At 30.4% G+C, this 20,645-nt stretch carries 11 protein-coding genes and 3 rRNA genes; all 14 read right to left on the bottom strand.

Going from position 1 to position 20,645, the window contains the following annotated elements; all coding sequences use genetic code 4:
- Positions 1 to 2: 2 nt before the first annotated feature.
- Positions 3 to 497, bottom strand: coding sequence for a YceD family protein (locus tag MFL_RS02100; protein WP_011183296.1), 495 nt, complete (start codon positions 495 to 497; stop codon positions 3 to 5).
- Positions 498 to 501: 4 nt separating this feature from the next.
- The gene (gene pheT / locus MFL_RS02105) at positions 502 to 2,883 is read right to left on the bottom strand and encodes a phenylalanine--tRNA ligase subunit beta (protein WP_011183297.1); all 2,382 of its coding nucleotides are present in this window, start codon (positions 2,881 to 2,883) and stop codon (positions 502 to 504) included.
- Between the two features lie 7 nt (positions 2,884 to 2,890).
- A complete protein-coding gene (gene pheS, locus MFL_RS02110; protein ID WP_011183298.1) occupies positions 2,891 to 3,943 on the bottom strand; it encodes a phenylalanine--tRNA ligase subunit alpha in 1,053 nt (350 codons plus the stop codon).
- A gap of 15 nt (positions 3,944 to 3,958) precedes the next feature.
- Entirely contained in the window at positions 3,959 to 4,579 is a 621-nt protein-coding gene (locus tag MFL_RS02115; protein ID WP_011183299.1) for a hypothetical protein, read from the bottom strand.
- Positions 4,580 to 4,586: 7 nt separating this feature from the next.
- The gene (locus MFL_RS02120; RefSeq protein ID WP_011183300.1) at positions 4,587 to 8,813 is read right to left on the bottom strand and encodes an ABC transporter permease; all 4,227 of its coding nucleotides are present in this window, start codon (positions 8,811 to 8,813) and stop codon (positions 4,587 to 4,589) included.
- A gap of 84 nt (positions 8,814 to 8,897) precedes the next feature.
- A 5S ribosomal RNA gene (gene rrf, locus MFL_RS02125) occupies positions 8,898 to 9,005 on the bottom strand.
- Positions 9,006 to 9,069: 64 nt separating this feature from the next.
- Positions 9,070 to 11,984: ribosomal RNA gene (locus tag MFL_RS02130) — 23S ribosomal RNA — on the bottom strand.
- A 206-nt stretch (positions 11,985 to 12,190) separates the two neighbouring features.
- Positions 12,191 to 13,715, bottom strand: a 16S ribosomal RNA gene (locus MFL_RS02135).
- The 16S, 23S and 5S rRNA genes sit together here, the layout of an rRNA operon.
- Before the next feature lie 249 nt (positions 13,716 to 13,964).
- Complete coding sequence (locus tag MFL_RS02140) at positions 13,965 to 14,645, bottom strand: type 1 glutamine amidotransferase domain-containing protein (RefSeq protein ID WP_011183301.1); 681 nt, start codon at positions 14,643 to 14,645, stop codon at positions 13,965 to 13,967.
- 22 nt (positions 14,646 to 14,667) lie between these two features.
- Complete coding sequence (locus MFL_RS02145; RefSeq protein ID WP_011183302.1) at positions 14,668 to 15,900, bottom strand: replication-associated recombination protein A; 1,233 nt, start codon at positions 15,898 to 15,900, stop codon at positions 14,668 to 14,670.
- Positions 15,901 to 15,951: 51 nt separating this feature from the next.
- A complete protein-coding gene (lon, locus tag MFL_RS02150; protein WP_011183303.1) occupies positions 15,952 to 18,315 on the bottom strand; it encodes an endopeptidase La in 2,364 nt (787 codons plus the stop codon).
- A 109-nt stretch (positions 18,316 to 18,424) separates the two neighbouring features.
- Positions 18,425 to 19,705: a trigger factor gene (gene tig / locus MFL_RS02155; protein WP_011183304.1), complete on the bottom strand. Its 1,281-nt coding sequence runs from the start codon at positions 19,703 to 19,705 to the stop codon at positions 18,425 to 18,427.
- Between the two features lie 19 nt (positions 19,706 to 19,724).
- Positions 19,725 to 20,024 carry an MMB_0454 family protein gene (locus tag MFL_RS02160; RefSeq protein WP_011183305.1) on the bottom strand — a complete coding sequence of 100 codons (300 nt, stop codon included), beginning with the start codon at positions 20,022 to 20,024 and terminating at the stop codon, positions 19,725 to 19,727.
- A 31-nt stretch (positions 20,025 to 20,055) separates the two neighbouring features.
- Complete coding sequence (gene efp, locus MFL_RS02165) at positions 20,056 to 20,613, bottom strand: elongation factor P (protein WP_011183306.1); 558 nt, start codon at positions 20,611 to 20,613, stop codon at positions 20,056 to 20,058.
- Between the last annotated feature and the right edge of the window lie 32 nt (positions 20,614 to 20,645).

A 20,645-nucleotide genomic window follows, 5' to 3' on the forward strand; every position in this document is an offset into this window, starting at 1 on the left:
TTTTATTTTTTCATGAACTCATTCAATTTATCTCATCTATGATCTACTTTATTTTGTTCATTTTGATGAAATTCTTCCTCAGACATAATTGTCCAACCAAATCCAGTCTTTTTTATTATATCACTATTATTTGACAAATTAAAAGGTAAATTTATATTTATTTGTTCTATTACATAATTTTGTACATCGAATTCTTCGCCAACTATAATGTTAGCTTGATCGTTTATAGAATCAGAAAAAGAATATTCATCATTTCAATCAATTGAATCAGAGTATTCAAACTCTTCTCCAGTTCTTGAATCAATAGCATCAAGTGTGAAATTGATAATGCCATTAACTGCAACGGTTTCAATTGAACTTATTCAATCAACATCAATATCATAATCTAAATACTTAACTTTTTTCACTAAAATGTTATTAAGTTTTATTGATTCCAAATCATTTATTATTTCTGTTAATTCTGTATGTACTTGTTTTTCAAAATATTGTTTATTCATAGTACTATCTAACTTTAACTTTTAATTCTTTTAAATTATTTAATATTTTTTCAAAATCATCGTTAATCTCTTTTTCAGTTAACTGGTGATCTAAACTATTAAATGATAATTTAACAGTTAATGATGAAATATTTTCTTTATCCATTTGTTCATCTGAATATTTGTCTATTACTTTGTAATTTGTTAAATAATTTAGATCTTTTAACATTGCTTTAACGATTGTATCAAAATTAACATCATTACTTAATTCAAAAGAAATATCTCTTGTTGATTTTTGGAATTTAGAAATTTCACTAGTTACATGCACTTTATCAGCAATCTCAAGTAATAAGTTTAAATTTACTTCACAAATGAATGTAGGATAAATTTTATTAGCTTGTTCAAATGCAGGATTTAATTTATATATAAATCCAATTTTTTTATTTTTATATTTTACAGTTGCATTAATATAAGGATGAATTTCATCAATAGCTTTATCGTTAACTTCAAATGTAACATTTGTTACATCAACTTTATATAAATCTAAAACGCTCATTAAAATTGAACTTATATAAGCATAATTTGATTTAATATGTACTTGACTTAATGAATCAGTAATTGCTTCTCCTGAAACACCAAAACATAAATTTGATTGTCTGAATCCATTTAGTGCAAAGATATCAGCCATTTCAAAAAACTTTACTGATTTGTTTCCATTATTAGCATTAAAAATAATTGTATCTATCATAGATTTTGATAAATTATTTCTAAATGTTTCACGTTGAATTGATAAAGGACTCATTAAAACAACAGGATCTTTAACTTTAAATAAGTTTCAAGTTTTATTTGATTCTATATCAGTTAAAGAATATGTTTTAATATTGTTAAAACCTGCACCAACTAAATAATCGCTTAATTTATCTTTAAGTTTTTTATCTAAGTTTTTAGTTTTTTTGAAACTTACATATTCTAAAGGTTGTTCTATAATATTGTCATAACCATATAATCTAGCTATCTCTTCGCATAAATCATTCTTGCCATATAAATCAGTTCTATTTTTATCAACAGTAAATGTTAATTCAGACTTTTTAACAGATATTTCAATATCTAATGTTCTAAATAAACTTATTATTTCTTCAACAGTTATTTCAATACCTAGAATATCTTGAACTTTTTCTAAAGTAATTGAATATACATTGTCATAATTTTGTTTTTGAACTGTTGTTACAACTTTTTGAACATCTTCTAACATTTTATATTCATCTAATATTGAAACTAATTCATCTATTCCTTGATCATAAAGGTTTGGATTTAATGGTTTTGCATATCTTTGAGTATCAACTGTGCTAACATTTAAGTTTCTTTGTTGTTTACGCATTGATATTTGGTCTAAATTTAACATTACAACAAGCATTGTAACTGTTTCTTCAGTAACTTTAAATTTATCTTCAGTTTTTAGTCCTAAAATATTAACAATTGAGTTGCCTGATTTTAAAACAATTAATTCTTTTTCATCTATTGTTTGTTTTGTTAAAGTTAATTCTCCATTAACTTTATCAGCATCAATTAAAATAAAAGGTTGACCTGAAATTAAAGTTGCCATATTAGCTATATTTTCAAATTTGTTTTGAGCTGATTTAACATTTGAATGTTTTAATCATACGTCATGAGATGAATCGAAAGGTGTATTAGTATTTTTTAAACCAATAAAAGTATGTGAAACAGTATTTACTTCATCTTCAACTTTTTTATTTAAATCTATAGTTATTGATTCAGTTGGTTTTTCAAATTTAACTTTATGTTCATTGTTATTAATTTTTAAATCAAAATAGTTAGCTATTTCTTTTACTAATTGTTTTGCTGCTAAAGCATCACTTCTATTTAAAGTTAAATCTACTTCAAAAGTGTAATCATCAAAATTTAAAACTTCACTAATTTCTCTTCCAACCATTTCATCCATGTTTTTATAGATTGAATCAATGTAGTATACATCTTGTTGTTCATCTTCTGTTAAAACTGAATTAGGTAATCCAATCTCATTAAAACCACAAAACATTCCTTCTGAAAGTATACCTAAAATTTCTCTATTTTCTAATTCTAGACCATTAGCTAATTTAGCCCCAGGTAAAGCAACTATTGCAAATTTATCTTCTTCAATGTTTCTTGATGTTGATAAAATTGTTGCATATTTGTTTTCACCAATACGAGTTTTAGTTTTCTTTAGTTTTGTTCCTTCAATTGGATCTGACTCTTCGATGTGTCCTATAACTAATTTTGTATTCAATTTTGAATAATCTATTTCTTGTTCAACTTCAAATCCTAAAGAGTTTAAACAAACTGAAATTTGTTCATTTGTAATATTAGAAAGATCTAAGTATTTTTCTAATCATTTTCTTGTAATAATCATGTTCTACCTACTCTCCATAAAATTTAAATTGTTCTAAAAATTGAACATTATTTTCATATAAGTTTCTAATGTTTGAAATTCCAAATTTAAGCATTGCTATTCTTTCAATACCTGCACCAAAAGCTAACGCAGTATTTTTTTCTGGATCCATTCCATTTAATAGCATAACTTGTTCATTAATAATTCCTGATCCTAATATTTCAATTCAACCTGAATATTTACAAATTGAACAACCTTTACCAGAACATTTAAAACAACTTACATCAACTTCTACACTTGGTTCGGTGAATGGGAATAGACTTGGTCTTAATCTAATATTAACTTCTTCACCAAATAATCTTTTACACATGTATTTTAAAACTCATTTTAAGTTAGCAAAAGTAATTTTTTTACCAATACATAATAAATCTAATTGCATGAACTGGTGTGAATGAGTTGCATCATCGTCATCTCTTCGATAAACATTACCAATAGCAACACAGGCATAGTTACCTTCAAAGTTTTCGTCTTTAGCCATTTGTGTTAAAACTCTAGCTGTCATATGTGTACAGTGAGTACTTAAAACAGTTTCTTCATCTATATAGAAAGTGTCTTGCATATCTCTAGCAGGGTGCCCCACTGGCAAGTTTAATTTTTGAAAACAATATTCATCGCTTTCAACATCATTTCCATTTAATACATCAAAACCAATTTCTGTAAAGATTTGTGTAATCTCTTCAACAACAATATTAAGAGGGTGTTTAGTTCCAAATCTTGCTAATGTACCTGTTAGTGAAACGTCAATTTTTTCACTAGCTAATTTTGCATCAAGCGCTTCTTTTTTAATTCTTGCTACAAATTCATCAATTGTTGATGCAATAAATGTTCTTAACTCATGACTGGCAATTCCAATAGCTTGTTTATCATTAGTATCAGAATCTTTTAAAGATTTCAAAATTTCACTTAATTCTGATTCTTTACCTAATAAAGACTTTTTCAATTTTTCAGCTTCTTCAATTGTTTTTACTTTATTTAAATCAGATATAAATTGATCTTTAATCTTATTAATTTTTTTTAACATAAAAAACTCCTTTTGCTACTTTATTAAAGCTTCTTGTTTTAAAACAATTAACTTCATTTCATTTTCTTTTAAATTTTCTTCATACGCTTGAATAACTATACCAATAACAGAGTTATTTGGTTCTTCTTTTTGTAAGATCTTTAATTTTTTAAATATAAAGTTTTGAAAACTCTTTTTATATTTTTCTAACTCGTATTTAAAATACAAATCAACATCATATTTTTTATTATTCAGTGTTTTAATTTCAATACCTTCGTTCCAAAAGATAATCTGTTCAATCAAAACATCATTAATAAAAGCTTTTGTTGAACTATATATAAAAGCTAAAAATTCTTCATATATATTGTAAATAATTTTATCATTATTAGTTTGAATTAGGTAGTCTCAAATTGTTTGTTCGACCTCTTTATTGAAATTTCTTAAATAATCGATTGTTTCATTGAAATTAATCACAGTTTTTTTAATAAATTCTTTCTTATATTTCATATTTAAGTACTTCAAAAATATTGGTTTTGAAATGATATCAAATAGATTTGTATACTCTCATGTAAAATTTATTTCAAAAACTTTTACAGTTTGATCTTTTTTAATTCTTGCTTCTTGAAAGTGATTAATAATAGATTGTTTTACTTCCATATTTCTCCTACGCTAAACTTGTTATTTGAGTTAAAGGGTTTCTTTTTACTTGTTTATTTGATGCATACCAACCAAATAGTAAAACTACTGACATAACTGATAAAGTTATTAAAATAGTTTTTAAATCAACTGTCATAAAAATATAAACACTAAACTTGTTTGCTATTCATGTTAATAATATTTTTCAGAATATAACAGACGCAATATATGCAGCTATAAAAGATATTAAAGCCCCAATAGCATAACTACCCATTACAACTCAATTTATTTCTTTATCTTTATAACCTAAAGCTTGTAGAGTTAATATAACTATTTTAGCTTCTTCAACTATGATACCAATAATTACAACTAGAATTATTGCAAGAAGAACAGTTGTTAATAATACAAATATTAACATAACTCTATCAACTATTTCAGTTGCTTTATTTATAACTAAATTATTTATGATAAAAGAAACTGTTGATGTTCTTGAAGAAAAGTTTAAGAAATATGGATTAACAACAGATTTTAAGTTTGTAGTTACATTTGGACTCAAAGAATTAGTATATTTGAAAACTGGTCTTAAAATATCTAACATTATTGGTGTATCTTCATTAATTAAAATTGATGAATTTTTTTCAATAATTTTAATTGAATAAAATAATTCCATAAAATCACTAGTTTTTGTATTAACTGAAATCATTTCATTTTTTGAATATAAACTTGAAAATCTCACTGGAAGGCTTTCATCATAAAATTTAGTTTTAAAATCTTCTGAATTAATTCAAATATTATCTGTGCCTAATTTTATAGTTTCTGCTTTATTAATTCCTACAACTCTAAGTTGAACTGTTTGGGGATCTAATGTTTTAGTTTTAAATTCTATAATGTCGTTAATCTTTATATTTTGATTTCTAGCCATACTATATGGAATTATTGCATTAACAATATTTGAATTTACATTCTCTTGAGCTGAATTTTTAAATCTTTCAATTTCAGAAGTTGATACATCTTCAAAATTAAACATATTTTCAAAATTTCCATATTGATTAGACTGAGTATTTACTAATCTTGCATAAACATCAACATCATTATATTGGCCGCTTTGTGATAAACCAATTCAGTCAAATAAGACTTCATTTTCTTTATCATACATAACATTATTAATATTTAACATGTAATCATTTTCATCATAATTATCAAAATCTGTTAATTGTGTTGTTTGAAATACATTTGTTGCAACCGAATTCATATTTGTAAAATTAGCTCTAACTAAAAGCGGTATATACTGTTTTAAATCATTAGAAAATATCTCATCAATTTGACTTAATAATCAATTGTCTAATAAGTTTCTTTGTTTTGTGTCATAGATATTAACTTTATTAATTAACTTGTTTGTATATAATTTTTGATACGCATTATCAATATATTCATTTGTTGTTGTTGCTCCAACTAGATCGTTTATCTCAATTATTTGATTAGACTTACCTATAATTTCTTGTAATGCAGAAATTGTTAAATCAATTTGAGCTATTTTTACTGCAAAAATATAAGATAAATCCTTACTGAAAATATGTTTTACAATATCAGATTGCATAGATGCAATTGATAAAGAATTACTTTCGTTTGTTTTTTCATTTAAATCTAATATTTGAGAAGTTGTTCCAGTTAATTTAATTTCCTCAACACCTTTTATAAAAGCAGAATTTTGAGAATTTAAATTATATGACATAATTGTTTTTATAAAACTATTATTACTACTTTCTTCTAAGATTAAATCATTTGTTTTAATGTTCAACATATTGTTTAAAATAAAATACATTTCACTTCTTGGTAATAAGAAATTAGCTTTATCAGTTGAATTTAATGTCATAAAATAGTTATTAGTCATTTGAATTACTGCATCTATTCTAAATCTATATTCTTCTGAAGATGTTTTGTTCAAATATTCATTTGTATTTTTATATTCAGAATAATCATTATAATCAGGAGATGTTCTATTTCATTCATATTTGTAATTAAATTTATTTTGTCCTTCAGTAATATCTAATGTTGGATTAGAATTTCATCAATTATAGTAATGATCTGTTTTTTCGTTATAAACTGCAAACGATTGATTTAACATTTTTGTCATTAAACTTTGAGCACCAAATAATAATATATAAGTAAATGATGCACATGCAAATAATGTTTGAACAGTATAAAACTTTCCTTTTGAAGTTCTAACAAAAGCTCTTCTCAATCTTCAATTGAAAAACTTTTCTCCTGCAAATATTTTTTTAAATAATATTCCTTGTTTTATATTAGCTTTTGTTTTTCTACTATTAGACATTAATGATAAAACAGGCTCTTTTATATATAAGATAGTTGTTATGTAACTTATTAGAATAAAAAGTAATGGTATAAGAATAAATAGAGAAAACAAGAATAATGGGCTTAAGTAAATAGTGCTAAAGCTAATTGAAACAGTATTTTCAAATGCCTTTGCAGCGAAAGTCTGTATAGGAATAGAAATTATAAATCCAAAGATTAAACTAATAAAAAATAAAATACCGGTTTTTATTGAAAATATTCAACTTAACTCACTAGTTTTATAACCAAATGATTTAAATATTCCTAACTGTTTTCTTGTTTCATTCATTTCTTTTTTAAGTTGAAAATTAATGAATAAGAAAGCTAGCACTAAAATTATAGTTCCTAAAACAACATTTATAATTATTCTAATTTGTAGATTTTCTAACGCTTTAGCAACTTTTGTTTCGCTTCAAGGAATAAAATTATTTTCTAAATTTGATAGTATTTTAACATCATCATTTGTTTTAAATAGTTCAAAAGGTATTTCATTTGTTGAGTTTACATTTTTTATCTTTAATTCTAAATTATATGAAGCTTCGTTACTTAATAGGTTTCAAGAGTAATCTCTAAATTTATTAATGAATTTTTGATTTAAATAAATAAAACCATAAGTTTCCATGCTTTGTGAAAATGCTGAAAAGTTATTACCAGGAACAAAGTCATCAAAAGTTTGCCCTATTCCAACAATTTTAACAGTTGTTGATTGATTTGCAAAAAAACTTTCTGTTGGTAATATGCTTTGAACTATTTTGTTTGATAGTATTGCATTAAATATTAAATTATTTGAATTAGCTATAGGCATTTTTATTTCATCACCTATTTTAATATTATTTGCACTTGCAAAAGCTGATGAAATAATAATTTCAGGTTGTTTGTTTAAATTTCAACTTTCAGTTTTTCTTGATTTTTTATTACCTTTATCAAAAATAATATTATTAAATTCATTAGTTGAATCAGTTCTTATTTCAAAAGTTTGAGAACTAGTTAAAACTCCTGCTTCACTTTTTTGAAATACAAAATTTTTATTAATGTTTATTTCGTAATTAGATTCATCATTATTTTTATTTAAAATTTCATTAAAAAGTAGTATTCTATCATCATGTTGATATTTTTCATTTGCTAAAATTTTTGAATACTCAGAATTAAAAACTGTATAACTTGAAATTTTAATTGTTTTAGGATTTCAGTTAGCAATTAAATTTTTTATATCGTCAAGATTAGTTATTGATGAAATTGAATTTATATCTTGAATAATACCATTCACATAAGCAAAATTTAATATTCTATATAATGTTGAAAATCCTATACTTGCAACTGAAGAATAAATATTAGTTTCATCATCGTTTTGTAAAAAATTTTCTAAATCATATAAACCTAACTCTAATGATTTTTGAACATGATATTTAAAAACTTCTTGAGGTGTAGGTAATTCAAATTTTGAATCAAAGTTTGCTGAATCTTTGTATGATAATTCAAATGCTGTAGAATTAGCTGATAATCTATATCTTCTTAAAGATGAATTGACTTGTAATGTTATTCTTTCTTTTTCCTCAGAATTAAAATTATTTCAATTTAAATAATAATCTTTATCTTTTTTATTTGTTGAATCAGTTCATAATTTTGCATTTAAAAATTCTATAAATTTAGGATCTAAATAATCTTTTGCATACTTAGTTATAAATTCCTCACTGTAAAGCATATCTTCACTAGCAGAAGAAAAATTTGAATTATAAGCTACATTTTGTTGTTGTGCTGAATTCATTTTTGAATATATTTGTAAAGGTGTTGCTAACATCCCAATGACTGATGCAGCTAATGTAACAATAAAAATTATCATGAATAAAGTTGATAATCAGTTTTTAAAAAAAGTTTTTAGATAACTTTTCATTATTTTATTCATTAAAATCACCAAAAAACCCTTCTTATTTTAAATATATTTTAACATTTATAACTAAAAAAAAGAATCCTTACGGATTCTTTCATAAACTGGCAGCGTTCTATTTTCTCACAATGCAATATCGTCGACGCTGTAGAGCTTAACTTCTGTGTTCGGTATGGGAACAGGTGTGACCTCTACGCTATGACCACCAGATCTTTTTTTAAATTGTTCTCTGAAAACTGGATATTAGATGATTACATACTCAATTGCTTCTTTTTTCTAAAATTCTCTCGATCTATTAGTAATGGTTAGCTTAATGCCTCGCGACACTTACACATCCATCCTATCAACCTCATAGTCTATAAGGGATCTTACATTCTAAAGAAATGGGAAAATTCATCTTAAAGGAGGCTTCTCGCTTAGATGCCTTCAGCGATTATCCGTTCCACACATAGCTACCCTGCTGTGCCACTGGCGTGACAACAGGAGCACCAGAGGTGTGTCCATTCCGGTCCTCTCGTACTAGGAACAGCTCTCTTCAATTTTCCTACGCCCACAACAGATAGGGACCAAACTGTCTCACGACGTTCTGAACCCAGCTCGCGTACCGCTTTAATGGGCGAACAGCCCAACCCTTGGAACCGACTACAGCTCCAGGATGCGATGAGCCGACATCGAGGTGCCAAACCTCCCCGTCGATGTGAACTCTTGGGGGAGATCAGCCTGTTATCCCCGGGGTAACTTTTATCCGTTGAGCGACGGCCCTTCCACACGGGACCGCCGGATCACTAAATCCTACTTTCGTACCTGTTCGACTTGTAAGTCTCACAGTCAATCACACTTATACTTTTGCGCTCTATGCATGATTTCCAACCATGCTGAGTGTAACTTTGAGCGCCTCCGTTACATTTTAGGAGGCGACCGCCCCAGTCAAACTACCCACCAGACACTGTCCTTAACCCGGATAACGGGTCGAAGTTAGAAATCCAATATAACGAGGGTGGTATTCCAAGGTTGACTCCACTGGCCCTAGCGGTCCAGCTTCAAAGTCTCCCACCTATCCTCTACACGTTATACCAAATTTCAATATCAAGTTATAGTAAAGCTCCACGGGGTCTTTCCGTCTAGTTGCGGGTAACCGGCATCTTCACCGGTACTAAAATTTCACCGAGTCTGCAGCCGAGACAGCGAAGGGATCATTACGCCTTTCGTGCGGGTCAGAACTTACCTGACAAGGAATTTCGCTACCTTAGGACCGTTATAGTTACGGCCGCCGTTCACCGGGGCTTCAATTCGAAGCTTCGCTTGCGCTGACTTCTCCTCTTAACCTTCCGGCACTGGGCAGGCGTCACCCCCTATACTTCGTCTTGCGACTTAGCAGAGAGCTGTGTTTTTGCTAAACAGTTGCCCCTCCCTCTTCACTGCGGCTCAACTTGCGTTGAGCACTCCTTCTTCCGAAGTTACGGAGTTATTTTGCAGAGTTCCTTAGCTACAGTTATCTCGCTTACCTTAGGATTTTCTCCTTGACCACGTGTGTTCGTTATAGGTACAGGCTACTAGTTATTAAGTTAGAAGCTTTTCTTGGAAGCGTAGGGTCATGTACTTCGTTACTAGGCGAACCGTTCACTCCTCATAACACTTCAGCGTTTAATACAACACGGATTTGCCTATGTTGCCGCCTTTGTGCTTAACCCAGGACATCCATCACCTGGGATACACTACCTTTCTCCGTCACTCCATCACTAACTAGCAGGTACAGGAATATCAACCTGTTGTCCATCGACTACGCCTTTCGGCCTCGCCTTAGGTCCTGACTAACCCTGGGTGGACGAACCTTGCCCAGGAAACCTTGGTCAAACGGTATGAATGATTCTCACATTCAATCGTTACTCATGCCGGCATAATCACTTCTAATCGTTCCACCAGTCCTCACAGTCTGACTTCATCACAATTAGAACGCTCCCCTATCACTGTATTTAAAAATACAATCCGTAGCTTCGGTATTAGGTTTAGCCCCGGTACATTTTCGGCGCAGAATCACTCGACTAGTGAGCTGTTACGCACTCTTTAAATGGTGGCTGCTTCTAAGCCAACATCCTAGCTGTCTGTGCAATTCCACATCCTTACACACTTAACCTAAATTTAGGGACCTTAGCTGACGATCTGGGCTGTTTCCCTCTCGAGCATGGACCTTATCACCCATGTTCTGACTGCCGAGTATCCGACAATGGCATTCGGAGTTTAATTCTATTCAGTACCCCTAGGTGGGGCCATCATAGATTCAGTGCTCTACCTCCATTGTGGTAAACCTCGACGCTATACTTAAATATATTTCGGGGAGAACTAGCTATCTCCGGGTTCGATTGGAATTTCACCGCTAGCCACAAGTCATCCGCGGTCATTTCAACGAACGTCGGTTCGGTCCTCCATTTGGTTTTACCCAAACTTCAACCTGCTCATGGCTAGATCACCCGGTTTCGTGTCTAATGCAACGTACTAAACGCCCTATTAAGGCTCGCTTTCACTACGGCTCCGCATATTCTGCTTAACCTCGCACGATACATTAACTCGCCGGCTCTTTCTACAAAAAGCACGATATCACCCATTAACGGGCTCTATCTTCTTGTAAGCACATGGTTTCAGGAACTATTTCACTCCCCTCTCGGGGTACTTTTCACCTTTCCCTCACGGTACTGGTTCACTATCGGTAAAATGGGAGTATTTAGGCTTGCCGAGTGGTCTCGGCGGATTCCGACAAAATTTCACGTGTTTCGCCGTACTCAGGATCCATCTAAGAGATCAACACATTTCGTATACGGGGGTATCACCCTCTATGCCGTTACTTCCCAGTAACTTCTACTATATGTTGATTTTGTAACTCTAAAAAGATGTCCTACAACCCCAGCCCGTAGACTGGTTTGGCCTCTTCCGCTTTCGCTCGCCGCTACTAACAGAATCATTATTTATTTTCTTTTCCTCTTGGTACTAAGATGTTTCAGTTCCCAAGGTTCCCTTCTCATAAGCTATGTATTCACTTATGGATAATACGAGATTAATCGTATTGGGTTTCCCCATTCGGATATCACCGGATCAAAGCTCACTTCCAGCTCCCCGATGCTTTTCGCAGGTAATCACGTCCTTCTTCGGCTCCATTTTCCAAGGCATTCACCATGTGCCCTTACTATTTTTTAGAAAAAATCTTAAAGCAATTGATAATTGATTCAGTAAAATTATTTTTATTTGTTAAAAATTGTTGATTTATTTTAATCTTTTACAATGCTTTTCATCTAATATTCAGTTTTCAAAGAACAATTCTCTTTCAGAGATTATATTTAAATAATCCCTGAAAACTAAATAGAACATATAATAGTCAATCTGTTTTGTTTTTATCTCCATAGAAAGGAGGTGATCCATCCGCACGTTCCCGTACGGATACCTTGTTACGACTTAACCCCAATCGCTAGTCCTACCTTGGGACGCGCCTTCCTTACGGTTAGGAAACGTACTTCTGGTATTACCAACTCTCGTGGTTTGACGGGCGGTGTGTACAAGACCCGAGAACGTATTCACCGCGACATAGCTGATTCGCGATTACTAGTGATTCCGGCTTCATGAAGTCGAGTTGCAGACTTCAATCCGAACTGAGACCGACTTTTTGAGATTAGCTCCCCCTCGCGAGATTGCGACTCTTTGTATCGGCCATTGTAGCACGTGTGTAGCCCAGGACATAAGGGGCATGATGATTTGACGTCATCCCCACCTTCCTCTAGCTTACACTAGCAGTCTCGTTAGAGTCCTCAACTTAATGTTAGTAACTAACGACAAGGGTTGCGTTCGTTGCGGGACTTAACCCAACACCTCACGGCACGAACTGACGACAACCATGCACCACCTGTATCAATGTTAACCTCCACTACATCTCTGTAGCTTTGCACTGTATGTCAAGCCCTGGTAAGGTTCTTCGTGTTGCTTCGAATTAAACCACATGCTCCACCACTTGTGCGGGTCCCCGTCAATTCCTTTGAGTTTCACTCTTGCGAGCATACTACTCAGGCGGAGTACTTAATGCGTTAGCTGCAGCACTGAGGTAATCCCCAATACTTAGTACTCAACGTTTACGGCGTGGACTACTAGGGTATCTAATCCTATTTGCTCCCCACGCTTTCGTGCCTCAGCGTCAATAATCAGCCAGTAAGCCGCTTTCGCCACTGGTGTTCTTCCATATATCTACGCATTTTACCGCTACACATGGAATTCCGCTTACCTCTCTGATATTCTAGTCCCGCAGTTTTCAAGGCGAACCGGAGTTGAGCTCCGGGCTTTAACCTCAAACTTGCGAAACCGCCTACGCACCCTATACGCCCAATAAATCCGGATAACGCTTGCCACCTATGTATTACCGCGGCTGCTGGCACATAGTTAGCCGTGGCTTTCTGGTAAGGTACCGTCAAGATAAGAGCATTTCCTCTCCTATGTTTTCTTCCCTTACAACAGAGCTTTACAACCCGAAGGCCGTCATCACTCACGCGGCATTGCTTCATCAGACTTTCGTCCATTGTGAAAAATTCCCTACTGCTGCCTCCCGTAGGAGTCTGGGCCGTATCTCAGTCCCAATGTGGCCGATCAACCTCTCAGTTCGGCTACGTATCATCGCCTAGGTGGGCCTTTACCCCGCCTACTAGCTAATACGCCGCATCCTCATCTTCTAGTGATCCAAACGGATCTTTGAATGTTTTCTCATGCGATAATAACATCCACATGCGGTATTACCTTTCGTTTCCAAAAGTTATCCCCCGCTAGAAGGTAGATTAGATACGTGTTACTCACCCGTTCGCCACTGAGGTGCAAGCACCTCCGTTCGACTTGCATGTATTAGGCATGCCGCCAGCGTTTATCCTGAGCCAGGATCAAACTCTCATTTTAAATTATTGTTTTGATTCTGACTATTATATTTTTTTGTATATTATTCTGTACTCAATTTGAAATTGTTACAGGATTGTACAATTGTTGTTCTATTTAGTTTTCAAAGATCATTTCCCAATCAGGGACTTTTTAATAATAGCATAAGTTTTTATCAAGTTGCAACAAATTTAAAAAATTTTTTCCAAAAAATAAAAAAAATTTAAAAACTCTTAAAAAAGAATTTAAAAATTTGTTATTCTTTGTATTTAATTAAATATTTTCATAAACCAATTTAGCTACTTTAATTACAGAAAAGGGGTTTTGTCCTGTAATTAAATTTCCATCCTTTAACGCGTATGGCTTATAAAATCTTTTGCTTTTAAAATTAGCATTATTTTTAATTGCTATTTTTTTATTAAGAAAAGGTACCTTCCTATATTTACCACTTAAAATTTCTTCTGTCGTTGTAAATCCTGTAATATTTCTACTTTCAATAATAAATTTATTATTCTTATCCTTTAAATAAAGTAAACCTGCGATTCCATGACATACTGAAGATACTATTTTATTTTTTTCATAAATTTTTAAAGCTATGTCGTGAATTTCTTTGTTATTTGTAAAATCTCACATTACTCCGTGACCACCTGTGAAATATATACAATCATATTCCTCGTCTTTTATATCACTTGGTTTTAATGAATTAGTTAACGCTTTATCAACAAATCATTTATCTTTATAAAGTTTAATATCTTCCTCACTTGCAAATTTTAAGCTTCTTGGATCTACAGGAACTTTTCCTCCCTTAGGGCTGATGAAAGTAAATTCAAATTTAATATCAGTGTTTTTTAAAAAATTGATAAATTCGGTTGCTTCACCAAGCCACAATCCAGTTTTTTCCTTGTAATTACCATATTGGTTTGTATTAGTTAATACAATAAGTATCTTTTTCACTATAATAACTCCTCTTTTAGTATTATTTTTTCATCTCCTCATATAAAGATCAAAGTTTTCTTTCATACGCAGAGTTTGTTTTAGGTTTGAAATATTTAATATTTTTTATCTCATTAGGTAAATATTGTTGAGCAACTCAACCTTTTTCTTCAACATGTGGGTATAAATAGTTAACACCTCTATTTAATTTAACAGCTGATTTATAATGATTGTCTTTTAAATGAGATGGCACTTCATATGCCATTCCATTTTTAACATCTTCAAAAGCTTTGCCACTTGCCATTAAAGCAGAGTTTGATTTTTGACTTAAAGCCATTTCTATAATAACTAAACCTAATGGAATAATTCCTTCAGGCATTCCAATTTGTCTAAATGCATCACACGCTTGCATAACTCTTGGTGGTAAACTTGGGTTTGCTAGCCCTATATCTTCATATGCCATAATAACCATTCTTCGCATTAAAGTTTCATAATCTCCAATAGATAATAATCTACTAAAATAATGTAAGCTAGCATCAACATCACTACCTCTAACTGATTTTTGCAATGCTGATTTTAAATCATGAAAATCATCTCCAGTAGCTCCACTTGGATTTTTTCCTTGAGAAATAATTGAAGAAATTAAATCAATTGTAATTTCTTCACCTTTATATAAATTATGAAACAGTTCAATATTATTTAAAAGACTTCTAATATCTCCACTATTTAATTCACATAAGTATTTAAGTGATTCAGGTTTAATATTAATATCTACTTTTTTATCTTTAATTAATTTGTTTACAAAAGCAAAAGATTCATCATGACTTACTCTTTTTAATTCTAATATTGTGGCCCTACTTCTAATAGCGGGGTTAATTGTAAAAAATGGATTCTCTGTAGTTGTTGCAAATAAATATACGTTCCCACTCTCCATAAAGTTCAATAATATATCTTGCTTGTCACGATTTAATCTATGTATTTCATCAATTATTAAAATAAATCTTTCTTTATTTATAGCTTTATCAATAATTTTAGTTAGATTTTCTTTTTTATCATAACTTGCATTAAACAAATCATATTCAATATTAAGATCATTAGCTAATGCTATAGCAAATGAAGTTTTACCAACCCCACTTGGCCCATAAAAGATTAATGATCTACAAAAATTATTACTTATCATTTTTTTAATTAAACCATCTTCTTTTAATAGATTCTCTTGACCTATAATTTCAGATGTTGTCTTTGGTCTTAATAAATATGCTAATGGTGTATTCATAATTCCTCCTTAATAAAAAATAACTAGTTTTTACTAGTTATTATTTTACTCTTATTTTGTTTTAAAAACTATTGCAAATACCTCTTCATATTTTTCAGCAGGTATAATTTTTAGTTTTGCTTTTACTTCATCTGGAATTTCGTCTAAGTCTCTTTCATTTTTCTTTGGAATAATGATTGTTTTCAATCCACTTCTTGAAGCAGAAATTGATTTTTCTCTTAATCCACCAATTGGCAATACATTTCCTCTTAGTGTGATTTCACCAGTCATTCCAATTTCTTTTGAAACTGGTTTATCTGAAAGTGCAGAAATTAAAGCAGTTGTAATTGTGATACCAGCACTTGGTCCATCTTTTGGAACAGCTCCTTCAGGAACGTGAACATGAATATCATTTTCTTCAAATACTTTTTTATCTACTCCAAATTTTTCAAAGTTTGATTTAACATAAGTTAACGCAATTGTTGCAGATTCTTTCATAACTTCACCAAGTTTACCTGTAAGAATTAAATTTCCTTTACCAGGGTATAAACTTACTTCAATTGGTAAAATATCTCCACCAAATTGTGTATATGCTAAACCTGTAACCACACCAATTTGAGATTCTTCTTGTTTTTCAGTGTGATCAAAAATTCTTTTACCTAATAAATCATTTACTTGTTTTTCATCAATAACAATTTTATCCATTTCACCATTTAGATTTTTAACAATATACTTTCTAATAATAGAATTAATATGTCTTTCTAATTGACGCACACCAGCTTCTCTAGTGTAATATTTAATAATTTCATTAATTGCACCTTCAGTAAATGATATTTCTTCTGAAGTTAATTCATGTTGTTCTATTGCTTTTGGAACTAAATAATCTTGTGCTATCTTAACTTTTTCAATTTCAGTATAGCTAGATAAATTTATGATTTCCATACGGTCATATAAGGCTTCAGGAATATCTTCAGGATAGTTAGCAGTTGCTATAAACATAACTTGGCTTAGATCATATGGTTCTTCAATATAATGATCTGAAAACTCTTTGTTTTGTTCTGGGTCAAGAACCTCTAACATTGCACTTGCTGGATCACCTCTGTGATCAGATGCCATTTTATCAATTTCATCAAGCAAGAATAATGGGTTTTTTACTTTTGCTCTTTTCATTGTTTGAATAATTCTTCCTGGCATTGAACCAACATAAGTTTTTCTATGTCCACGAATTTCTGATTCATCTTTAACTCCACCTAAACTTACTTTAACAAAGTTTTTTCCAACTGCTTCTGCAATTGATTTTGCTAAACTTGTTTTACCTACACCTGGGGGACCAACTAATGTAATAATTGGTGCTTTTAGTGATTTTGTTTTAGTTTTAACAGCTAAGTACTCAATAATTCTTTCTTTAACTTTTTTCATACCATAATGATGTTTGTCTAAAATTTTTTTAGCATATTTTAAATCAGTTAAGTCTTCAGTTTCTTCTCATCAAGGAATACTCATCATTCAATCAATGTAATTTTTCTCAGTATTTCATTCAGGAGTTCCTGATTGAAGTGCTTCAACTCTTTTGATAGAAGCCATAATTTTTCTTTTGACTTCTTCAGGGAAAGGTTCTTTAGCTAAACGTTCTTTATATTTTTCTAATGAACTGTCATCAGAATCATCTTCATCTTCTAATTCATCTTTGATAATTCTCATTTTTTCTCTTAGATAATATTCTTTTTGTTGTTTATCCATTTTTTCTTTTAATTTATGGTTTAGTTCTTGTTCAATTTCATTCTTTTGTCTTGCTGCATCAATTGATTCTGCATTTCTTGTTATGATTCCATCTTCAGCAAAAATTATTTTTTCAATAATTGATCATCTTGTTTTTAATGATGGAGATGTTATGTATTCTGGATTTGTCAATATTTTTGATGGAGCCAGTTTAAACATAATTGAATCAAAAGCTAAGCTTAAATCATCAGATTCACCTGATATTAACTGTTTAATTTGTTTTGTTACTAAACTAGCTTTAGTTTTGATAGCATCAGAGATTTTTTCAATTAATTCTTTTAACTCTTCATCACTAAAATCATTAATTGATTCAATTAATTCAACTTCCGCATATGGCACTTGATCTTCATTTTCAAAAAAGCTAATTACTTTACATCTTTGAATAGGGTTTGTGCTAATAGTTAATGAATTATCTTTTCATTCTTTGATTACTTCAAAATCAATTAAAATTCCAAATTCATGTAAATCTGAAAATTCAGGTTTTTCAACAGATGCATCAATCTGTGGTATTGCGATCATTTGATTATTTGAATTTTTAATCGCATAATTAACGCTCGCTAATGTGTTTTTTCTTCCAACTTCTAAATTCTCTTTAATTCCAGGAACAATAAATGAACCTCTTATTTGGAAAATAGGTAGTTTTATTTTTTTACTCATTTTGTTAACCTCCTATGTGGTTAAATATATATTATCATATTGTTTAGCAATTACAATAGTAGAGTGCTAAAAATAAAAAAACCTTTATCAGGTTTGTTTTATTTTATAATTATCCGTTATTTGAATATAAGAAATCAACTAATAAATCGTTAACAATTTCTGATTTTAACATTTCAGGATTTACCATAGTTTTAATTTGATCAGCAGGAATTCCAAATTGCGCTGCTAAGTTTTCGAATTTAGCATTGATTGCTTCTTCAGTAACTTCAAATTTTTCTTTACTTCTAATTTCAGATGTAACTAAGTAAGTTTCTAATTTATTTTTAGCATCAGCTGTTAATTCAGCTTTAATAGCTTCATCTGATAAACCAGTAACTTTTTTATATTTTTTAATATCTAATCCTTGTTGTTTTAATTGAGCTTCAAATTCTTTTCTTAAATCTGCTGTTTGGTTTTCAATTGCTGTTTTAGGCAATTCGATTGTTGAATTTTTAATTATTTCATTAATTAAATCATTAACGAATTGATTTTTAACATTTTGTAATTTTTGTTTTGTAATGTCTTCTTTTACTTTTGCTTCAAATTGAGCAAAAGTTTCAACATTAGGTAAATTTAAATCTTTAACAAGTTCGTCATCTTTTTTAGGTAATTCTCTTGCTTTAACTTCAATAATGTTTAATTCAAAAGTTGCAGGTTTGTTTGCTAATTCTGGAGTATAACCTTCTGGGAAAGTTACATCAATTTTAGCTTCTCCAAGTCCTAAACCGATCATTGAATCTTCAAATCCAGGAATGAATTGGTTTGAACCTATAACTAATTTATGCCCTTTAGCTTCTCCACCTTTGAAAGCTTCTCCATTCATAAATCCTTTAAAGTCAAAAGTAACAATATCACCTTTTTCAATTTTTGCATCAGCAGCTTTTGGTTTTTCCATAATGAATTGTTCACAGTATTGATCAATAACTGCTTCAATTTCTTCTTTTGTAACTTCAACAGTTTCTTTTTTAACTGTTTTAATGTTTTTGTAATCACCTAATTTAATTTCAGGTTTTAAGTCAAATAAGAATTCAATAACTAATTCTTTTTCACTTACTTTTGCTGGAATTGGTTCTGGTGAGTTCATTGGTTCAACTTTAACTTCTTGAGCTCTTGCAAAGTCAAAAGCAGGTGAAACCATCATTCTATAAGCTTCATTATAAATTTTTGAAGGAGTTACATATTTTTCAGCTTGAGCAGCAGGAATTTTTCCTTTTCTAAATCCAGGAACTTCTAAGTTAGCAAGAACTCTGTTTTTTGCTTTTTTTAAAGTTTCTGTTCATTCTGTTCCATCAATAGTAACAGTTCATTTACCTTGACCTTGTTCAATAATTTTTAATTCTGTGAATTTCATTTTCTATTCCTCGTTTATTCTATCTCTTATAAGCAACAGCTATATTTTTAGGCTTTATGCTTAATGTTTTTACAATTATTTCTTCAACAATTTTATTAATTTGATTTTCTTCTAACATTTGTTTTTTGTTTTTTAAATCAATTTTAATTAAAACGTAAAGCAAGTTATCGTGGTATAAGTCTGTTAATACTTCAATATTGTCTACATTATTCAAATCTGAGTTTGAACGCATTAAGATTGTATTTTGAATTAACTTATTTAAAGCATTAACTTCAATCTCTAATGCTCCACGATTATTTCTTTCTATTGAAATATACATATTCTTACACCTCTATTTCTTATTTTTATTATTATTGAGCTCTACCGCTGTATTTTCCATCTGTTGTAGAAATAATAACTTTTGTTCCTACATTAACAAATAATGGAACCATAATATCTAATCCAGTTTCAACAACAGCTTTTTTTAATGCTCCACTTGTTGTATCACCTTTAACTGCAGCTTCAGCTTCAGTAACTTCTAATTCAACTTTATCTGGTAAAGAAATCCCTAAAACTTCTCCATCATATTCAGTCATTTTAATCATTAATCCATCTGTTAAGAATTTACTTTCTCATTCTAATCTAGTCATTGGTATTTGAATTTGTTCATAAGTATCTGTATCCATTAAGTATGCATCTGTACCATCATTGTATAAATATTGCATATCTTTTCTTTCAATCATTGCTTTTTCAACTTTTTCTCCACCAGTGAAAGTTATTTCAACTCTTGATCCAGTTCTTAAGTTTTTAGCTTTTACACTAACTTTTCCTTGTTGTCTTCCTGTTTTTGAGAAAGACTGTTCAATAACAACAAATAAATTACCTTCGTATATAAATGTTGTTCCAGGACGTAAATCATTTACTGACATTTGTTTTCCTTCTTTCTTTTTAAGATTTTGAT

It is taken from the genome of Mesoplasma florum L1 (genome assembly GCF_000008305.1).
GTDB classification, from domain to species: Bacteria; Bacillota_I; Bacilli_A; order Mycoplasmatales; family Mycoplasmataceae; genus Mesoplasma; species Mesoplasma florum.